This is a genomic window from Arthrobacter sp. ATA002 (assembly GCF_026898095.1).
Lineage (GTDB): Bacteria > Actinomycetota > Actinomycetes > Actinomycetales > Micrococcaceae > Arthrobacter_B.
Map to the genome: position 1 here is coordinate 1,205,056 of NZ_CP114015.1, position 18,056 is coordinate 1,223,111.

Sequence of the window (18,056 nt, forward strand, 5' to 3'; positions counted from 1 at the left end):
CCCCCCGCTGCGCACCGGCGGCTATGTCGCTGTCGAGGATGCCGAGGAGGATGACACGCCACATCATCATGCCGAGGAGGACCCCCGGTATCAACAGGAGAAGAGCAGCGGCTACCTGCCACCAGGCCATCGTGAAGACGGTGGCCTTGACCTCGGGCCACTGGGAGGCAATGGCATAGACGGCGGCTGCGAATACCAGGACCAGCAGGGCACGCCGGGCAAAGTCGAGAATCTTCTGCCGCTTCGTGGGAGGCGTGGAACTCGGAGCATCGGGCATGGATTCGGGCTGGCTCACTGCGCGGCTGCCTCTGACTGCGGCAGAACCGCGAAGCGGCGCTTCTGCCTGCGCAAGCGTCCCAGTCCCAAGGCCATTTTCACGACGTCCCTGGGCTTGACGCTTGTCTCTTTTTCGCCCTGAACCGTGGTGAGCGTAACGGGCACCTCGGCGATGGTCTGCTTTTGGGCCTCGGCGGCCAGTACGATCTGCGTGCTGAAGAGGAACCCGGGGTCATCAAAGTGCTGGTGCATCGCACGGATCCAGGTGCCGTCAACGTTCATGGTGCCCTGCGAGTCGCCGACGCGGGAGCCCAGGATCAGCCGGCGGGCCGCCTTGAATCCTCCGGTGCTGACACTGCGCAGCAGTCCGCGTCCGGCCTGGGACCGGGGGTGTGCCTTCGATCCAATGATGAGCAGGGGCTGCTCCGGCAGCGCCGCTGCGGCCTCCAAATCCGTGAAACCGAACGGCAGGTCATCTGCAGTGAGCAGGACCCGGCGTCCCTTGCTCGCCGCTATTCCGCACCGCAGGGCGTTTCCCATTCCCTTGGCGCTCTGCAAAACCTGGAACGAGATGTAGGGCGTGTCCTCTGCATTCCTCAGGGCGGTGAGGTAGCTGTCGTCCGAGGAACCGTTCTCCACGATGATGATCTCGGTGCGCCCGGATTGCAGGTAGCGCCGCCACTCCTGCAGGGCGGGCGCCAGAACGGGCCCGCTGTTGTGGACCGGAATCACCACGGTCAAATCCGGCGTAGTCTCGTCGAAAGTCAAGAAATCCCTCGTATGTTCAGTGCTGTGTGCGCGTGCAAACGCTGCCCTGCACTACGCATGACGATGGAGCAGGTGTCGAGTAGTGCAGACAGGGTTTGCTTATGCCTGCCGATATAAAGCCACCCCGGATGGCCCCAGGGTATTGTGCCGAGCCGGTCCCTGAGACCTGATAATTGTACAGGGTACTGTTCTCGGCGTCGGCCACTTCGTTCATGGCCAATACTGGCAGGGCCGAGTCCGATGTGGCGTGCGGGACACGGGCAGCACCTCATTGGCTTCCGGTCCGCCGAAAGGCCGCCCCGGCCAATGACGGCTCCAGCCTCCGTCCTGTACGGTTGCAGGCGGGCGCCCGGCCGTCGGATGACGGCCCCCGGGGTAGGCCCGGGTGACTTTCCAAGGAGGAGCGTGCGCACCGTTGGATCCCTTGCCGCGCGGTCGCTGCTGACGGCGCTGGCCATCGTGGCAGGAAGCGCTGCCGTTGCAGGAACGGCTCACGCGGACGACGACGCTTCAGGAAATGCGTTCATCGACGCATCCACAACGCTGGGCGCACCCGTCGGTTCCCGCACCTGCGGGCTGCGCGACGGCGGCTGCTCCCGCGACCACCGGTACGGTTCCATGGTGTACTCGCCGCGCACCGGCGCCGAACCGGTCCGCGGCGCAATCCGCTCCGCCTGGCGGGACCACGGAGCGGAAGCCGGGGCCCTTGGCTACCCGCTCGATGCACAGGCGTGCCGGGAAGGGACCTGCACCCAGCAGTTTGAACGGGGCACCGTCACCCGGTCGAAGGCCGGTGAGGTAACCGTCCGCCTGGACATCGACGACCCGGCGGGCACCGCCGTCGTCGTCAACAAACAACGGCCGCTGGATCCCGTGGCCTACGTTCCGGAAGACCTGGTGAGTGTGGACGGACTGCAGCTGCGGCGGGCTGCGGCTGCGTCCTTTGAGATGCTGAGGGAAGCGGCCGCAGGTGACGGCGCCGCGCTGGCCGCCGTCAGCGGTTACCGCTCCCATGAAAGCCAGGCGCAGCTTTACGCGGGCTACACCGGCCGGTACGGGCAGGCAGCCGCGGACACGATCTCCGCACGCCCCGGACACAGTGAACACCAGACCGGCCTCGCCGTGGATATCGCCGCCCCTGACGGTGCCTGCACCCTCCAAGGCTGCTTCGCGGATACCGCGGCGGGGACCTGGGCCGCCGAAAACGCCTATCGCTTCGGGTTCATCATCCGCTATCCGGACGGCGCGTCAGGCACAACGGGATACGCGTACGAGCCGTGGCACCTGCGGTTTGTGGGCACCGACCTGGCCCGCAGCATGCAGAAGCACCAGTCCGCCACGCTGGAGGAGCACCTGGGCCTGCCGCCCGCGGCGGACTACTGACCCCCGCGCGCACCCTGTAAGTAGGGCTACCCGGTTATCCACATACCCGGGAGCTACTCTCGCAAAAGACCACGTGCCCTCCTAGTCTGTTCGCCGTGGCCCGATCCGGGCCGCGCCAGTCTCGCGGCCGGGCGTAACCACCAGCCCTGCCGTGCTGAACCCGGGGGCCAGCTGTGGATGCGGTTGCAATCGTTGAGGATGAGGTACGGGAACTGATCCGTGTCCGCGGCCTGGACCCCGGAAGCCAGCTTGCGGAAGTCCGCCGGCTGGTTGCGGATGCGGTCACGGATTACGACGAGCGCTCCCTCCTGGGCTCTCTGCCGCCCCTGGGTGTGCTGGAGCAGGCCCGGCGCCGGGTCTTCGATGCCGTGGCAGGCTTCGGCGACCTGCAGCCGCTGCTCGATGACCCCACAGTGGAGGAAGTGTGGATCAATTCCCCCACGGAAATCTATGCCGCCCGCGACGGTCGGTCCGAGCTGACGTCCCTGGTGCTTTCCCGGACCAGGTCCGGGATCTGGTGGAGCGGATGCTGAAGAGCTCGGGCCGCCGGCTGGATTTGTCATCGCCCTTCGTCGATGCCTCGCTGCCGGACGGCTCCCGGCTGCACGTTGTCATTCCGGATATCACCCGGCGCCACTGGGCGGTCAACATTCGAAAGTTCATTGCCCGCGCCAGCCGGCTGGAGCATTTGGTGGAACTCGGAACCCTGACTCCGCAGGCGGCCCGGTTCCTGGGCGCCGCTGTGGCCAGCGGCCTGAACGTCCTGGTTTCGGGAGCCACCCAGGCGGGAAAAACCACCATGCTGAACTGCCTCGGGGCATCAATCGGGCCGCGCGAACGGGTGGTCACCGTCGAGGAAATCTTCGAACTGCAGCTGCCGCTGCGTGACGTGGTGGGGCTGCAGTGCCGGCAGTCCAATCTCGAGGGCATGGGGGAAATACCGTTGCGGCGGCTGGTCAAGGAAGCCCTCCGAATGCGTCCGGACCGGCTGATCGTGGGCGAAGTCCGGGAGGCGGAGAGCCTGGACATGCTTATTGCGCTGAATTCGGGTCTTCCCGGCATGTGCAGCGTGCACGCCAACAGTGCACATGACGCCGTCACCAAGATCTGTACCCTGCCGCTCCTGGCCGGTGACAACATTTCCAGTGCCTTTGTGGTTCCCACCGTTGCTTCCTGCATTGACCTGGTGATCCACTGCGCCCGGAATGCCGCCGGCAAACGCCAGGTCATGGAGATCATGGCGCTGGGCAGCCGCGTCGAGAACGGGATCATTGAATCCTCGTCCATTTTCCAGCGGACTGACGGGCGGCTCGAACTCACGGCCGCTTCCATGCCGGCGCCGGAAAAATTCGCCCGGGCAGGGTTTAATGTGGCGGAACTCCTTGAGGTGCAGCCGTGAGCGCCGCCGCGGGGCTGCTTCTGGGACTCGGACTGTTCCTGGTGTGGCGGTCCTGCTGGGCGGTGCCGCCGCCCGCCGCCCGTAAGCCCCGCAGCAGCCGGCTGGAGGACGAACTGCTGCAGGCAGGTATCCAGCGGGTCACCCCGCGTGCCGTCATTGCCGCCAGTGGGTCGGCCGGACTCCTGGTTGCGGTACTGGTCCTGGCCGGAACCGGTGCGGTGCCGGTGGCCGCATGTTTTGGCCTTTTCGGCGCCGGGATTCCGCTGGCCCTGGTTCGCTGGCAGGCCCGCAAGCAGCGCAGCTCGCGGGCCGAGCTGTGGCCGGACGCAGTGGATCACCTGCGGTCCGCCATTCGGGCGGGACTCTCCTGCCCGAGGCCCTCATCCAGCTTGGCGAGAACGGGCCCGAGGAACTGAGGCCGCCGTTCCGTGAGTTCGCCGCCGACTACCGGGCGGGCGGCCAATTCGACTCATCCCTGACCCGGCTGAAAGCCAATTTAGCCGACCCCGTCGCGGACCGGATCGTTGAAGCGCTGCGCCTGACCCGCGAAGTCGGGGGATCGGACCTGGGCCGGCTGCTGGGAACCCTCAACCAGTTCCTCAGGGACAACGCCAGGACCCGCAGCGAACTGCTGGCCCGCCAGTCCTGGACGGTCAACGCCGCCCGCCTGGCAGTGGCCGCCCCCTGGATCGTTCTGATGCTCCTGGCCACTCGGCCCGAAGCCATCAGCGCTTACAACTCCGCAGCCGGAGCGACCGTGCTGGTGGCGGGGATCGTGGTTTCGGTGGTGTGCTACCGGCTGATGCTGCGCATCGGTGCCCTGCCCGAAGAGGAACGGGTCCTGCGGTGACAGCGCCGTGGTTCCTCGCCGTCTGCTGCGGCCTTGCCCTGGGTGCCTCCGCCTGGTTCGCCGCCCTGCGGCTGCCACCGCTGCGGCCGGTCACCTTCAGTGAGCGCATCGGGCCGCAGCTGCGGAACGGCGGCCACGGGTCGAGGCTGCTTTCGGCGCCGGCAGACGACCTGACCCCGTTCGGCCCGCTGGAACGCATCCTGCGGCCGGCCCTGCACCTGGCCGTCCGGCGGTTGAACAAACTCAATCCCGCCACCCGTGATCTGCAGCGCCGGCTGGAGCGCGCCGGGCGGAACCTATCCGTCCTGGATTTCCGTGCGGAACAGGTCCTGTGGACCGGCGGCGGCTTTCTGGCCGGCGGCGTGGTCTCCGTCTGGATGGCCGGCATGGACAGGACCGGGGTCGTCGGAGTCATCGCGGGCACGGTCCTGGGGGCAGCCCTGGGATTTGTGCTGCGGGATTACCGGCTGAGCTCGCAAATCAAGAACCGCGAAACGCGGATGCTCGCCGAATTCCCCAGCCTGGCGGAAATGATGGCGCTCGCGGTGGGGGCCGGCGAAAGTGCCAACGGCGCCCTGGAACGCATTGCCCGGACGGCACACGGGGAGCTTGCCGGCGAGTTTGGACGGATCCTCGCCGAAACCCGCTCCGGCATTCCGCTGACGAACGCCCTGCAGCACTTCTCCGACCGCGTCCGGCTGGCGCCCCTGTCCCGGTTCGTCGACGGGCTGACGGTGGCGATCGAACGCGGCACACCCCTGGCCGATGTCATGCGGGCACAGTCCCAGGACGTCCGCGACCTGGCTAAACGCGAACTGTTGGAGAGCGCCGGAAAGAAGGAGATCGCCATGATGGTTCCCCTTGTCTTCGGCGTCCTTCCGCTGACCGTGCTCTTCTCCATCTTTCCCGGCATCTCGCTGCTGGGAATTGGACTCTAGGACCCTCCAATGAAAGGAACTTCACATGCGCATCCTCAACGCACCGAAACGGCTCCTGCTGCTGCTCGGCACGGCGCTGATCGTCCGGCTGACCCAAACCGTGCAGGACGGGGACCGCGAACGAGGCGACGTGCCGGGGTGGGTGATGATCACCCTGATGTCGGCGACCCTCGTCGCCCTGATCCTTGGCCTGGCCCGGGGTGCACTCGTCGATATGTTCGAAAACGCGATGGACATGGTCACCAACACCTGAGTGGCCGGCGCCGCCGTGCCGTGCCCCGCGCGGAAAGGCGGGACACCGGATCGGCGGTGGTGGACTTCGTGCTGGTTGGAGCGCTGGCCACGCTGCTCTTCCTGAGCATCATTCAACTGGCGCTCGTGCTGCACGTGCGCAACACCCTGATCGACGCCGCTGCTTCCGGCGCCCGCTACGGCACCCTCGCGGACCGCACCCCGGAGGACGGTGCCGAACGCGCCGCCGATCTCATCCGCGTGGCGCTCGCCGATTCGCTGGCCGAGGATGTGTCCGTCTCGGAGACCACCGAGGGCGGCGTGCGGATGCTCAAGGTCACGGTGCGGGCGCCCTGCCGGTGGTGGGGTTCCTGGGGCCCAGCGGCGGATTGGAGGTGACCGGTCATGGGGTCTTTGGCTACGCGGACGCCGGGTCCGCCGGCTGACGGCGCCGCTGCGGGCAGCGGCGGAGAGGCGGCCGGTTCCGAGGACGGCAGCGCCGTGGTGGAGTTCATCTTCCTGGGTCTGCTGCTGCTGGTACCCGTCATCTACCTCATCGTGATGGCGGGCCAGGTGCAGGGCGCTGCTTTCGCCGCCACAGGTGCGGCCGAGTCGGCGGCGAAAGTGTACGCCGCTGCGGGCGACCCCGTCGCCGGCGAGCAGCAGGCAAGAACCGCCGCCGAGCTGGCCTTTGCCGACTTTGGATTCGAACCGGCGGGGCTGCTGCTGGATATTTCCTGTTCCGCGCAGTGCCTGGCCCCCGGTACGACGGTGACTGCGTTGGTGAGCTTCGACGTTCCGCTGCCGCTCGGCTCCGGCCTTCCGGGGCCGGGCTTTGCCCCGGTTACCGTTGATGCCGTTTCCACCCAGATCGTGGAGCGTTACGGATGAGCGGGCAGGGAGGCACGGCACCGCCGGGCACCCGCCTGCGGTCCGCGGCCCGCGGCGAAGAAGGGCAAATCGGGGTGCTTATCCTCGGCTACCTGTTGGTAAGCCTGCTGGTGCTCACTGTGGTGATGGGCGCATCCGCGCTGTACCTGGGGCATAAAAAACTGCTGTCGACGGCGGACGCCGCCGCCCTCGCCGCCGCGGACACCTTCTCGCTGGGCCAGTCGGGGGATCCCGCCGGAGGACCGGCCGCAGTACTGGATCCCGGAGCAGTGCAGTCGGAGGTGAACCGGTACCTTTCGGTAACGAATGCCGCTGAACGCCTGCCCGGCCTGGCCGTCGCTGCCGAAACCGGCACCGCAGACGGGCGCACCGCCCGCGTGGTGCTCACCGGCGTCGTTCATCCGCCGCTGGTGAACTTCCTGGTGCCGGGCGGAATCCCGATCACCGTCGTGGCCGAGGCCCGGGCACGGCTCAGCCAGTAGCCGGGCGGCGGGTCAGGACGCCCGGGCCTGTTCCCCGGCGGCAGCCGGCGGGTGGCCCCATCCGTCGTGGTCGATGTCCAGCAGGCAGCCGTCCCCGCCGTAACACAGCGTGGCAGGTTCGCCGAAGAGTTCGCAGTCCGGGTCGGGGCAGCGGTCCTTGACGGACGCCGCATACTCGTTGGCGAAATGCAGGTCCCACTCATCCGTCTTGGTCATGGCCCAGGGTCACCTTCGGCGGCCAGGGTTTCGAGCTCATCCAAAGTGTATTTGCGCCCGGATTCCGGGTGGCGGACGGGCGCCGGTGCAGTTGGTTCTTCAGCTTTCCTGGTGCTCACAGTCGGCTCCTCCTGCGGGGTCGTGCGGAACTGCTCACTGACAGAACCAAGATACGTCCGAAGGAGGCGAATTCCGGAAACGGCAGGCCGGTCTGTGCAATATGCCATACCGGCGCAACCGGAACGGACCGGCAGTCGTACACAGCGCCGCCGCAGGCACATGGCGTAGGCTGTAAACACCATGGCTGAAATTGATTTTCCCGCGGAGATCCGCGCCCTCAGGTCCACATTCGCGTCCATCGAGCAGGTCTCCGATGTAGCGGCGATCAAAGAGGACATCGCAGAGCTCAGTGAAATGGCGGGGGTTCCCGACCTGTGGGACGACCCGGCGGAGGCGCAGAAGATCACCTCCAAGCTCTCCCACAGGCAAACCGCGCTGGAACGGCTGGAGAAGCTGGAGTCCCGCATCGACGACCTCGAGGTCCTTGTCGAGCTGGCGCAGGACGAGGCGGACGCGGAGTCCAAGGCTGAAGCCGCGGTTGAGCTGGAGTCCCTCCGCGCCTCCCTGTCCCAGCTTGAGGTGGTCACGCTGCTCTCCGGCGAGTACGACGAGCGCGAAGCCGTCGTAACGATCCGGTCCGGAGCCGGGGAGTGGATGCCGCGGACTTCGCTGAGATGCTGCTGCGCATGTATTTGCGCTGGGCGGAACGCCATGGATACCCCACCACGGTGCTGGACACCTCCTATGCGGAGGAAGCGGGCCTGAAATCGGCCACCTTCGAAGTGAAGGCTCCCTATGCTTTCGGAACCCTGGTGGTCGAGGCCGGCACACACCGGCTGGTGCGCATCAGCCCGTTCGATAACCAGGGCCGCCGCCAGACGTCGTTTGCCGCCGTCGAGGTTATTCCGTTGATCGAGGCGACCGACCACATTGACATTCCCGACAACGACATTCGGGTGGACGTTTTCCGTTCTTCCGGCCCCGGCGGGCAGTCGGTGAACACCACTGACTCCGCCGTGCGCCTGACCCACCTTCCCACCGGCACCGTCGTCTCCATGCAGAACGAGAAATCGCAGCTGCAAAACCGGGCGGCGGCAATGCGGGTGCTGCAGTCGCGCCTGCTGCTGTTAAAGAAGGAACAGGAAGACGCCGAGAAGAAGGCGTTCGCCGGCGACGTGAAGGCGTCGTGGGGTGACCAAATGCGGTCTTACGTGCTGAACCCGTACCAAATGGTCAAGGACCTGCGCACTGAACATGAGGTGGGCAACACCTCCGCGGTGTTCGACGGCGAGATTGACGACTTCATCGACGCCGGTATCCGCTGGCGGGCCAACGGCAGCGTGTCTGCACGGAAATGACCCGGCCCCGGCTTTGGGTGCATCAACATTTCCAGCGTTCACAGGCTGCGCGCATCCGCGTTCAAGTGCCTGCGTGAGCGCCAAACACGGTCCTGAGGGGTTGTCCAAGGTCACCGCCCTCAAGGGACGGTCAAGCGGCTTGTGGAACCTCAGGAAGCTGCATCCCTGGCCGCATGGCCCGCAGGCGGCGACGCCGGAATGGCCACCGGCGCGTCGTACACGCTGGACGGGGGCTGGTCCGCGCGGTAACGGCGGACCCGGCCGGGGTCCGGAGCAGGGGCCCCGGAGGATGCGGGGCGGGGGCGACACACCGGCCGGAATCGGGACCTTCGGGTAGAACCGCCGATATAGTCGAACAGCCGGCGCCCTTATCCCGAACCAAGGCCCGTCTTCCGGCCGCACCGACGGGCGCTAAGCAGACATGATCACTTTCGACAACGTCACCAAGGTCTATGACCGCACTTCCCGGCCCGCCCTGAACTCCGTCAACCTTGAAGTTGACCGCGGAGAGTTCGTGTTCCTGGTTGGTGCGTCCGGATCGGGGAAGTCCACTTTATCCGGCTTATCCTCAAGGAGGAGCACGCATCCCGCGGGACCGTGTATGTTGCTGGCTCCAACGTCGCCAAGATCCCGAGCTGGCGCGTGCCGCGCCTGCGGCGCGGAATCGGCGTCGTTTTCCAGGACTTCCGCCTGCTGCCTAACAAGACAGTTTTTGCCAACGTGGCGTTTGCCATGCAGGTGATTGGCCGGAGCCGGGCCGTCATCCGCGACTCGGTGCCCGAAGTCCTCAAGACTGTTGGACTGGAAGGCAAGGACAACCGTTTGCCCCACGAGCTTTCCGGCGGCGAGCAGCAGCGCGTGGCCATTGCCCGCGCGATCGTCAACAAGCCGGGCATATTGCTTGCTGATGAACCCACCGGAAACCTGGACCCCACCACCTCGCTGGGGATCATGAAGGTCCTGGACCGGATCAACCAAAACGGCACCACCGTGGTGATGGCCACGCACGACGACGATATCGTCAACGAGATGCGCAAACGCGTGGTGGAGCTGCACCACGGAAAGATTATCCGCGATGAACGCGAAGGCATTTATCTGGGCGCCCCGGAGACGCGGCAGGTGAGCATCGTCCGGCAGGATACCGATGGTCCCGGCACCGAAGAGCCGGACGGCGGGAACGGCTCCGCCGGGACGGGGGCAGCCAAATGAGGCTTGCATTCGTCCTGGGGGAAATCGGTTCGGGTATCCGCAGGAACCTGTCCATGGTGGTCTCGGTCATTCTCGTTACCTTCGTATCGCTCACCTTCGTGGGTGCTGCCGGGCTCCTGCAGCTGCAGATCGGCCAGATGAAGGGGTACTGGTACGACAAGGTGCAGGTGGCGGTTTTCCTGTGCGTGGACTCCTCGACCACTCCGTCCTGTGCCTCCGGCCCGGTGACGGACGAACAGCGCACGGCCATCGAAGAAGAGCTCGAATCCCCGGCCTTCGCCCAGTACGTTGCTTCCGTGGACTACGAGGACCAGGAAACGGCGCTGGGGCACTTCCGGGATCAGTTTGCCAATTCCCCGCTGGTCGATTCGGTGACGGCGGACCAGCTGCCGGAGTCCTTCCGTGTGTCCCTGGTGGACCCGGAAAAGTACGAGGTAATTAACGAAGCATTTTCCTCCATGCCCGGAGTGGAAACTGTCAGCGACCAGCGCGAACTCCTGGAGAAAGTCTTCTCCTTTATGAACATGGCGTCGCTGATTGCACTGATCATTGCCGGCGTGATGCTGGTCTGCGCCATTCTGCTGATTGCCACCACCATCCGGCTCTCGGCCTTTAGCCGCAGGCGCGAAACAGGCATTATGCGCCTGGTCGGAGCTTCCAAGGTGGTGATCCAGCTTCCGTTCGTGCTGGAAGGCGTGATCGCCGCGGTCATCGGCGCCGTCCTGGCATCGGGTACGCTGTGGGCGGTGGCACATTTCTTCATTGGTGCCCTGGCCAAGGCCTACCCGGCAACTGCGTTCATCAGCGCCCAGCAGGTACTGGTACTGAGCCCTGTTCTACTCGTTGTTGGTGCGCTTTTGGCAGGCATTTCCTCGCTGCTGACGCTCCGAAGGTACTTAAAGGTTTAGAGTGTTGCAAACTCCGGAAAGAAAGCTGACAAACTCCATGGACGGTTCCATCAATGGTTAGCGCTCATCCGCGGCAGGCGCTGAAGCCTGCCCAGCGCAAAACTGTGATTGGCGTGGTCGCTTCGGCGATGCTGACGCTGACCCTTGCATTCAGCGGAACCGCTGCTGCCGATGAACTCGACGACCGCAAGGCCGCCATCGAGACTGAGCAGCAGAAGGTGCAGGAAACCTACGAGTACCTTGATGCTGAAACCAGCCGGAAAGTCGCCGAGCTGGCGGTTTACCAGCAGCAGCTGCCGGGGGCGCAGCAGGCCCTGACCGACGCCGAAGGCCGGGTTTCCGCGGCCGCTGGCAAGGTTGCGGCCCTGAACGGCCGCGTGGCGCTGGCACAGGAGACGCGCAGCACGATCACGGAGCAGATCGCGCAGGACCAGGCAGCCATGGAAGACACGCAGGAGGTGATCGGGCAGATCGCGGCACAGGCGTACAAGAGCGGGGGCGTACCCTCAAGTTTCTCGCTGATCCTGGGTGCCGACGGCGCCGACAGCCTCACCGACTCCATGGGCTTGGCGGAACAGGTGCTGCGCGGCCAGAACGCCGCCATGCAGGAACTGTCCCAGCAGAGCGCAACAAACGTGAACTCCGAAGCGCGGCTGGCCGCCGTCGAGGAAGAGATTTCCAGCCTCAGGGAGCAGGCGGAAGCCGCGCTCCAGCTGGAGCAGGAAGCCCGCGACGCGGCTGCCGCCGAAAAGGCCAAAGTCGACACTTTGATCGAGCAGACTGCTGCGGCAAACGAGGCGCTGGAAGCGCGCAAACCCGTCATCCAGGCACAGCTCGCCTCGCTGGAAACGGCAAAAGCCAAGGTAACCGCCGACATTGCTGAACGCCAGCGTGTCCTGCTTGAGCAGGCACGCAAGGAAGAAGAAGCACGGATTGCCGAGGAGAACCGCCGAGCGGCTGAAGAGGCGGCTCGAAACAACCGCCCGGCGCCCGCCCCCGCGGTTCCGCCCACAACGCCCACCAATCCCTCGGCGTTTGGCTTGAGCCTTCCCGTTCAGGCACCGATCTCCTCGGGCTTCGGCTGGCGGGCGACCCCGCCGGGAAGTATCGACTTCTTTGGTACCGGCGGATACCTTCACTCGGGCATCGATTTCGGTGCCAGCTGCGGAACGCCCGTTTACGCCCCGGCGTCCGGTGAAGTGTGGCGGGCCGACCAGGGTCAGCCCGACGGAATGATTGGGACCGGAAACCGCGTGGTTCTCAACCACGGTGTCATCGGAAACAGCGCCCTCGCAACCAACTACTACCACCTGACGAGTTACGTGGTGTCCGTCGGCCAGTGGGTTAACGCCGGCCAGCTCATCGGCTACGTCGGGACCACCGGTAATTCCACCGGCTGCCACCTGCACTTCGAGACCGTCCTGAACGGTGCCATGGTTGACCCGATGGGGCTGTTGTAGGCCTACAATAGAGTTTTCCGCTCATCGAAAAGGAGTTGCACCGTGCCCAAAGAAAGTGGCCGTAAGGTAGTGGCCACCAACCGCAAGGCCCGGCACAACTACGAAATCCTCGACACCTATGAAGCCGGCATGGTTTTGATGGGAACCGAAGTTAAGTCGCTGCGTGAGGGCCGGGCATCCCTGGTGGACGGGTTCGGCACGTTCTACAACAACGAGCTGTGGCTTGAAGCCGCCTATATCCCCGAGTACCTCAACGGCAGCTGGACCAACCATTCGGCCCGCCGCCGCAGGAAGCTGCTGCTGCACCGGGAACAGCTGGACAAGATCCTGCAGAAAACCCGGGAATCCGGGTTCACCATTGTTCCGCTTCAACTGTATTTCCTGGACGGGCGGGCCAAGGTGGAGATAGCCGTGGCCCGCGGCAAGCGCGACTACGACAAGCGCCAGACCCTGAGGGAAAAACAGGACAACAGGGAAGCACTGCGCGCAATGCGGGAGAAAACCGGGGCGCCTAATGAGCGGTATCTTCCGGGCGCTGCAGTCTGGGGTGGAAGAGGTTCCCGGCCCGGAACCAGCTGGGCCCGGGCGGTAACCACCGTTGACGTGCCAATGGGCTATGATTAACGAACCGGCTTGAGGGCCGGTGGTGGTTCCAGCAGGATTGTTCCGGCTGGTTGATAACTGCACAGGGTACTCACACCCACCAGGGGATGACAGGTTTCGACGGTGTTAGTCGAGACAGGTGAAGCGGGCCGAGGATGCAGGGTTATCTCGTAAACGCTCCTTGCAAAACAATAAGTGCCGATTCAAAGCGCACTGACTTCGCTCTCGCTGCCTAAGCAGCGGGCATAGTCCGTCAGCCCGGGAATGCTCTCGTCCCGGATCCTGGCGTCATTTAGAGGGCCACTGCTGAACACGCCCGCCGTTGGCGTGTTCGGGACTCTTAAACGGCTGGGCCCGGATCAGCTGCTTGTCTGCATGACAGCTGGGGCCAAGAAAATCCACCGCAGACTGCGCCCGGAGAAGCCCTGACAACACGACATCGGACGGGGGTTCAATTCCCCCATCTCCACAGCAACAACATCCCGAAAAAAGCAGGAAAAGTTTCCGCACCGTAACAGTGCCGGCAACTTTTCCTGCTTTTTTATTTGCCCCGGGGGAATGTACGCGCACAGGAGTTGTTGGTCACACGCCACCGGTTTTGGGCGCTTTGTGCGTGGGAGCGGAGAGGGGCGGGCAACAGGAATTGCTAGACTTGCAGGAGTCGGAAAACTGATCGTAAGGCAGTGCATTCGGCCTGCCGCTGCCGGCGGTTCCGCGGACACGCGCGCGCCGGCGCTGCGGCTCGGCAGCACCCGCCCGTACGCGCTCCGTTCGGGCACACGAGCTATAACCGGTCGAAAAGACCCCTGTAGGAGACGCACCACTTTATGCAAAGCCTGGACCCCGGAATACAGTCCGAAGAACTCTGGAACCGCCGCTACGATGACAACGTTGCTGAAGTAAATCAGCTCTGTGATTCGCTCAAGGCCTTGAAGCCCGGTACTGAGGTGCCCTACGTCGACCCAATGCACGACGTGGGAGAGACCCGCATTGTGAGCCTGTTCTCCAACATTGGCACCGCCCACAAGTCCGGCTTCATTACCGCCGGCGATGACGACGCCGTCGCCCGCCTGCTCGGCGTCCACTGGCAGGTGGGACTGCGTCCCGAATATGTCATGCCCTGGAACACCTACCCCTGGTTTGTTCCCGGGGAACCCAACGGCAAGCTCACCAAGGAACAGATCCAGGAAGGCCTCAAGCCGCTGCTGCGCTTCCTGGCGTTGGTGCCCCGTGCGTCAGTGATCGTCGCGCACGGCACGGAAGCACAGCGGCTTTGTGCTGCCTTTCTGAAGACGGAAAACCGCATGATCTACCGCCGCAGCTTCAAGATTTACAAGGCGCGCTCAGTTGACGGCCGGGCGTTCGGCGCCACGGCGGAGCGGCAGGAAGAAGGCCTTGCGACCATGCGGATTGCCTACAAGGATGCCATGGCCCGGACCGGGCTGGCCCTTCCCGGCAGCTAGGCGGCGAACAAAAGCCGGGCACCGCGCAGGTGCCCGGCTTGCCTGTCCGGGCCGGCTACATCCAGTCGGCGGCGCCGGCCGGACGTTCAGCGGCAGGCACTTCCACATAACCAATAAACCGGGTCCCAATGCCGTCATACTCGCCGCGGATGAGTCCGGGCGCCGGGTCCGGCAGGTCGGCGAGGGGGTGGTCCGCACAGGCCAGATACGCGAAGGCGGGCCACCACTTCTTGGGGCGGGACTTTTCGTGGTAGCCGCAAACAATGCACTTCAGCTCCACCCAAACCGGCCGTTTTCCCGTGCGGTTGGCCCGGGACTGTACCAGCCACTGCGGTGGATTCGCCTGCAGATCTGCGAGCTCCTCCTCGGGCAGGCGGGCTGGAATGCCGTGGCGGGCGGCCATTTCAACGGGGATATCTAGGGCTAGGGCAGCCTGGCGTCTGGTAATCATCGCCATTAACGATACGGGACCGGACAGCCTCTTTCATGACCCGGCCCTGCGGCCACGCACCACCGGCCCTGCGGCCACGCACCGGAGGCCGGACCGCGGTGACGGTCCGGCCTCCGGTTAGCCGCGGTAGGCCCCGCCGGCAGACGCCCGCGGCAGCAGCACGCAAACTCAGTCAGCGAATGCCTGGCGCAGGTTCGATTCCTGTTCCTTGGAGAGGTTGGTCGCAATGAGCGAGGCATCGGGGAAGCTGCTGCGGAACGTGTCCAGGACGCGGTCCTCGACGGCATCCGTGGACAGCACGAACAATGCCGATGTGCCCGGCGTAACTTCTGCCCGAACCTGTTTGATGAAGTTATCGTCGATGCCCACGTCAACCATGGAAGCGGACAGGGCGCCGACCGCAGCGCCCACCACCAGCCCGATCAGCGGAACAAAGAAAATCAGGCCGAACAAAAGTCCCCAGAATCCGCCGCCGAGGGCTCCGGCTCCCACGAGGTGGTGTTCCTGAATGGTGCGGGGCTTCTTCTTATCCTGCGGCCATGTCACGATGGCCGAATCCTGCACATTGATGAGGCCCTGCGACTGCAGGCTGGAGAGGGTGTCGGTTGCCTGCTCAGCAGCACCCGAGTCCGGGAATTTCCATACGGTCAATGTTGCCATGGCTTTGTCTCCAAAGGGTCGGAATCCAGAAAATGTCCGCACGGTGGGACCGATCTGCGGAAGTAGCGCCCACACTAATGACCGTACAAAGCGGGCTACAAGGAAACCCGGGGACCCGGGCAGGACTGGTTGCTTCGTCCGCGCTGCCCCTGTCCGCGGGCAGGGAATCGACGTAGAATGCTCGGACCTGCGCATGCAGCCTGCGGCAATAGCCCGGCGGCCGGACGGGGGTTACGGGGGGTTTAGGGAGAGGTGCCGCCATGAGCGATCCCGATCGGCCGGCGTGGTGGACCAACGCAGTCGTCTACCAGATTTATCCCCGCAGCTTTGCCGACAGCACCGGCAACGGCACCGGTGATTTGGCCGGGATCACGCAGAAGCTGGACTACCTCTCGGAACTGGGCGTGGACGTGATCTGGCTGTCGCCGGTCCACGAGTCGCCGCAGTATGACAACGGTTACGACATCAGTAACTACCGCCGCATAGATTCGATGTACGGCTCCGAGGCCGATTTCGATGCCCTCCTGGACGGTATCCATTCCCGCGGCATGAAGCTCATCATGGACCTCGTGGTAAACCACACCTCCAGCGAGCACGAAGGATTCCGCAGGTCGGCGGCAAGCCGGAGCAGTGCGGAGCGTGATTCCTATTGGTGGCGGGACCCCCGCCCCGGGTTCGCCCCGGAGAGCCAGGGCGGAACCCAACAACTGGGGTTCCCATTTCGGCGGTTCCGCCTGGACCTACGATCCCGTGACGGAACAGTATTACCTGCATCTCTTCACTCCGCAGCAGCCGGACCTCAACTGGGAGAATCCTCGGGTGCGGGCCGCCGTCCACACCATGATGAACTGGTGGATGGACCGGGGCGTCGACGGCTTCCGGATGGATGTCATTAATTTCATCTCCAAGGACCCGTCGCTGCCCGACGGCGTGGTCGAAGCCGGAGGCGTGTGGGGCGACGGCGCGCCGTACTTTACCTCGGGTCCCCGGAATCATGAGTTCCTGCAGGAAATGCACCGGGCCGTCTTCGGGAACCGGACCGGAAATTCGTTGACGGTGGGGGAGACACCGGGCGCGACCGTGGACCAGGCGCTGCTGTTCACCGATCCGCACCGGGCCGAACTGGACATGGTCTTCCAGTTCGAACATGTCAGCCTGGACCAGCGTCCGGGGAACAAATGGGATTACCATGACCTGGACCTGCGCGACCTGAAGACCAGCTGGAACCGCTGGCAGCGCGGGTTGGCGGCAACCGGATGGAACAGCCTGTACTTGAGCAATCATGACCAGCCGCGGCACGTGTCCCGGTTCGGCGACGACGGCGCATACCGCTACGAATCCGCAACACTGTGGGCCACCCTGCTGCACCTGCACCGGGGGACGCCATATGTTTTCCAGGGCGAGGAGCTGGGCATGACCAGCGCCGGCTTTACCCGGATCGACGACTACCGGGACGTGGAATCGCTGAACTTTTATGCCGATGCGCTCAGCCGCGGATTCGACCGGGAAACGGCTCTGCAGGCGCTGCGGGCGATGAGCCGGGACAACGCCCGCACTCCCATGCAGTGGTCGGACGGCCCCAACGCCGGATTCACGGCCGGCACGCCCTGGATTCCGGTCAACTCTAATTATCCGGACATCAATGCTGACAACGACCGCGCCTCGGAGCGGTCCGTCTACCGGTACTACCAAAAGCTGATTCGCCTCCGGCACGAGTCTGCCGTCGTGGCGCTGGGGGATTTTCACCTGCTCGACGCCGAGCATCCGGTGCTCTACGCCTTCCGCCGCAGCCGCGGAGACCAGCAGTCCCTGATAACCGGCAACGTATCCGGCGAGGACCTGGAACTTCCCGCAAACCTGGGCTCGGGCGATCTGATCCTGGGCAACTACGGTGATCCGGGGAACCCGCACCGTCTGCGCCCCTGGGAAGCGCGGATCGTCGATATCTCAACGTATGAGGACGGCTAGGCCGTTTCTTCGCGGGTTTCTCCACAGCTGGGGCTAAAGTTGCTGCTGTGACAGAGAGAATATGCGCCGGGCCGGGCCTCCGGACCGGCTCCTGCCGGCCCTCCGCGCAGGACAGGGTCCGCGGTCCTGCGGCAGGTTTTGGCCTTCGCCCTGGAAACGGCACTCCTTTTCGCCGTGGCATACGGCGCCATTACGGCTTTCCCGCGGTACGCAGCCGTTGCAGCGGTCGCGGCGCTGGCCGCCGGCGTGTTGCTGTGGGGAGTGCTGATGGCGCCGCGGGCAAAAACCGCCTGCCGTGGCCGGCACTGCCACTGGTCGCAGCCGGGGCCTTCTTAGCGGGTGCCGGCGCACTGATGGTGAGCGGACTCCCCGTCCCCGCGCTTCTGATGGCTGCGGCAGCCGCCGCAAACCTGGTGTGGGATTTCGCCTCCGGTTACCCCGCCGTGGCGGCACCCGCCCGGCCGGCCGGCCGGCGCGCCAAA

The 18,056-nt window shown here is 65.0% G+C and carries 17 protein-coding genes, 1 other RNA gene and 6 pseudogenes; 19 read left to right on the forward strand and 5 right to left on the reverse strand.

Annotated features, from left to right (window positions below; all coding sequences use genetic code 11):
- Positions 1–291 precede the first annotated feature (291 nt).
- Positions 292–1,044 carry a glycosyltransferase gene (locus OL239_RS06070; RefSeq protein ID WP_268911131.1) on the reverse strand — a complete coding sequence of 251 codons (753 nt, stop codon included), beginning with the start codon at positions 1,042–1,044 and terminating at the stop codon, positions 292–294.
- Between the two features lie 405 nt (positions 1,045–1,449).
- Between OL239_RS06070 and OL239_RS06075 the strand changes: the two genes are divergently transcribed.
- The 8 genes and pseudogenes from OL239_RS06075 to OL239_RS06110 all read left to right on the forward strand — a co-directional run bounded on the left by OL239_RS06075 (position 1,450) and on the right by OL239_RS06110 (position 7,218).
- Complete coding sequence (locus tag OL239_RS06075) at positions 1,450–2,427, forward strand: D-alanyl-D-alanine carboxypeptidase family protein (RefSeq protein ID WP_268911132.1); 978 nt, start codon at positions 1,450–1,452, stop codon at positions 2,425–2,427.
- Positions 2,428–2,600: 173 nt separating this feature from the next.
- Positions 2,601–3,826: pseudogene (locus tag OL239_RS06080) on the forward strand (CpaF family protein).
- Positions 3,823–4,676: pseudogene (locus OL239_RS06085) on the forward strand (type II secretion system F family protein). Before OL239_RS06080 ends, OL239_RS06085 begins: the two co-directional pseudogenes overlap by 4 nt.
- Positions 4,673–5,614, forward strand: a complete 942-nt coding sequence (locus OL239_RS06090; RefSeq protein WP_268911133.1) for a type II secretion system F family protein — start codon at positions 4,673–4,675, stop codon at positions 5,612–5,614. Before OL239_RS06085 ends, OL239_RS06090 begins: the two are co-directional and overlap by 4 nt.
- A gap of 25 nt (positions 5,615–5,639) precedes the next feature.
- On the forward strand, positions 5,640–5,867 hold the full coding sequence (locus OL239_RS06095) for a hypothetical protein (protein ID WP_268911134.1): 228 nt from the start codon (positions 5,640–5,642) through the stop codon (positions 5,865–5,867).
- 20 nt (positions 5,868–5,887) lie between these two features.
- Entirely contained in the window at positions 5,888–6,244 is a 357-nt protein-coding gene (locus tag OL239_RS06100) for a TadE family protein (RefSeq protein WP_442864228.1), read from the forward strand.
- A gap of 6 nt (positions 6,245–6,250) precedes the next feature.
- Positions 6,251–6,736 carry a hypothetical protein gene (locus OL239_RS06105; RefSeq protein ID WP_268911135.1) on the forward strand — a complete coding sequence of 162 codons (486 nt, stop codon included), beginning with the start codon at positions 6,251–6,253 and terminating at the stop codon, positions 6,734–6,736.
- Positions 6,733–7,218 (forward strand): pilus assembly protein TadG-related protein, encoded by a 486-nt coding sequence (locus OL239_RS06110; protein WP_268911136.1) that lies wholly within the window; start codon positions 6,733–6,735, stop codon positions 7,216–7,218. The genes OL239_RS06105 and OL239_RS06110 overlap by 4 nt, the downstream gene beginning before the upstream one ends.
- A 12-nt stretch (positions 7,219–7,230) precedes the next feature.
- On the opposite strand, the gene OL239_RS06115 is transcribed toward OL239_RS06110, so the two are convergent.
- Both OL239_RS06115 and OL239_RS06120 read right to left on the reverse strand, forming a co-directional pair.
- Positions 7,231–7,434, reverse strand: coding sequence for a hypothetical protein (locus OL239_RS06115; RefSeq protein WP_268911137.1), 204 nt, complete (start codon positions 7,432–7,434; stop codon positions 7,231–7,233).
- Positions 7,431–7,553 (reverse strand): hypothetical protein, encoded by a 123-nt coding sequence (locus OL239_RS06120; RefSeq protein WP_268911138.1) that lies wholly within the window; start codon positions 7,551–7,553, stop codon positions 7,431–7,433. The genes OL239_RS06115 and OL239_RS06120 overlap by 4 nt, the downstream gene beginning before the upstream one ends.
- Before the next feature lie 181 nt (positions 7,554–7,734).
- Between OL239_RS06120 and prfB the strand changes: the two genes are divergently transcribed.
- The 8 genes and pseudogenes from prfB (at position 7,735) to OL239_RS06160 (ending at position 14,495) form a co-directional block, all read left to right on the forward strand.
- Positions 7,735–8,852, forward strand: a protein-coding gene (gene prfB / locus OL239_RS06125; RefSeq protein WP_268911139.1) for a peptide chain release factor 2 whose coding sequence is annotated in 2 segments (ribosomal slippage) — positions 7,735–8,140 and positions 8,140–8,852 — 1,119 coding nt in all. Because the reading frame shifts where the segments join, the coding sequence is not laid out codon by codon here.
- Between the two features lie 9 nt (positions 8,853–8,861).
- A pseudogene (locus tag OL239_RS06130) lies at positions 8,862–9,101 on the forward strand (3-hydroxybutyrate dehydrogenase); the annotation flags it as partial.
- Positions 9,102–9,273: 172 nt separating this feature from the next.
- Positions 9,274–10,061 (forward strand): annotated as a pseudogene (gene ftsE / locus OL239_RS06135) (cell division ATP-binding protein FtsE).
- Positions 10,058–10,969, forward strand: a complete 912-nt coding sequence (gene ftsX, locus OL239_RS06140; RefSeq protein WP_268911140.1) for a permease-like cell division protein FtsX — start codon at positions 10,058–10,060, stop codon at positions 10,967–10,969. The pseudogene ftsE and the gene ftsX overlap by 4 nt, the downstream one beginning before the upstream one ends.
- Before the next feature lie 53 nt (positions 10,970–11,022).
- Positions 11,023–12,429: a peptidoglycan DD-metalloendopeptidase family protein gene (locus tag OL239_RS06145; protein ID WP_268911141.1), complete on the forward strand. Its 1,407-nt coding sequence runs from the start codon at positions 11,023–11,025 to the stop codon at positions 12,427–12,429.
- Between the two features lie 42 nt (positions 12,430–12,471).
- Positions 12,472–12,930: pseudogene (smpB, locus tag OL239_RS06150) on the forward strand (SsrA-binding protein SmpB); the annotation flags it as partial.
- A gap of 205 nt (positions 12,931–13,135) precedes the next feature.
- Positions 13,136–13,504, forward strand: a transfer-messenger RNA (tmRNA) gene (gene ssrA, locus OL239_RS06155).
- A 355-nt stretch (positions 13,505–13,859) separates the two neighbouring features.
- Positions 13,860–14,495, forward strand: coding sequence for a uracil-DNA glycosylase (locus OL239_RS06160; RefSeq protein WP_268911142.1), 636 nt, complete (start codon positions 13,860–13,862; stop codon positions 14,493–14,495).
- Between the two features lie 55 nt (positions 14,496–14,550).
- On the opposite strand, the gene OL239_RS06165 is transcribed toward OL239_RS06160, so the two are convergent.
- The gene (locus OL239_RS06165) at positions 14,551–14,946 is read right to left on the reverse strand and encodes a hypothetical protein (RefSeq protein ID WP_268911143.1); all 396 of its coding nucleotides are present in this window, start codon (positions 14,944–14,946) and stop codon (positions 14,551–14,553) included.
- A gap of 168 nt (positions 14,947–15,114) precedes the next feature.
- Entirely contained in the window at positions 15,115–15,606 is a 492-nt protein-coding gene (locus OL239_RS06170; RefSeq protein WP_268911144.1) for a DUF1269 domain-containing protein, read from the reverse strand.
- A 260-nt stretch (positions 15,607–15,866) separates the two neighbouring features.
- Between OL239_RS06170 and OL239_RS19415 the strand changes: the two are divergent.
- The 3 genes and pseudogenes from OL239_RS19415 to OL239_RS20050 all read left to right on the forward strand — a co-directional run.
- Positions 15,867–16,211: pseudogene (locus OL239_RS19415) on the forward strand (alpha-amylase family glycosyl hydrolase); the annotation flags it as partial.
- Positions 16,212–16,245: 34 nt separating this feature from the next.
- On the forward strand, positions 16,246–17,574 hold the full coding sequence (locus OL239_RS06175) for an alpha-amylase family glycosyl hydrolase (protein ID WP_329609366.1): 1,329 nt from the start codon (positions 16,246–16,248) through the stop codon (positions 17,572–17,574).
- A gap of 138 nt (positions 17,575–17,712) precedes the next feature.
- Positions 17,713–17,910 carry a DUF2568 domain-containing protein gene (locus OL239_RS20050; RefSeq protein WP_442864230.1) on the forward strand — a complete coding sequence of 66 codons (198 nt, stop codon included), beginning with the start codon at positions 17,713–17,715 and terminating at the stop codon, positions 17,908–17,910.
- Positions 17,911–18,056: the final 146 nt, after the last annotated feature.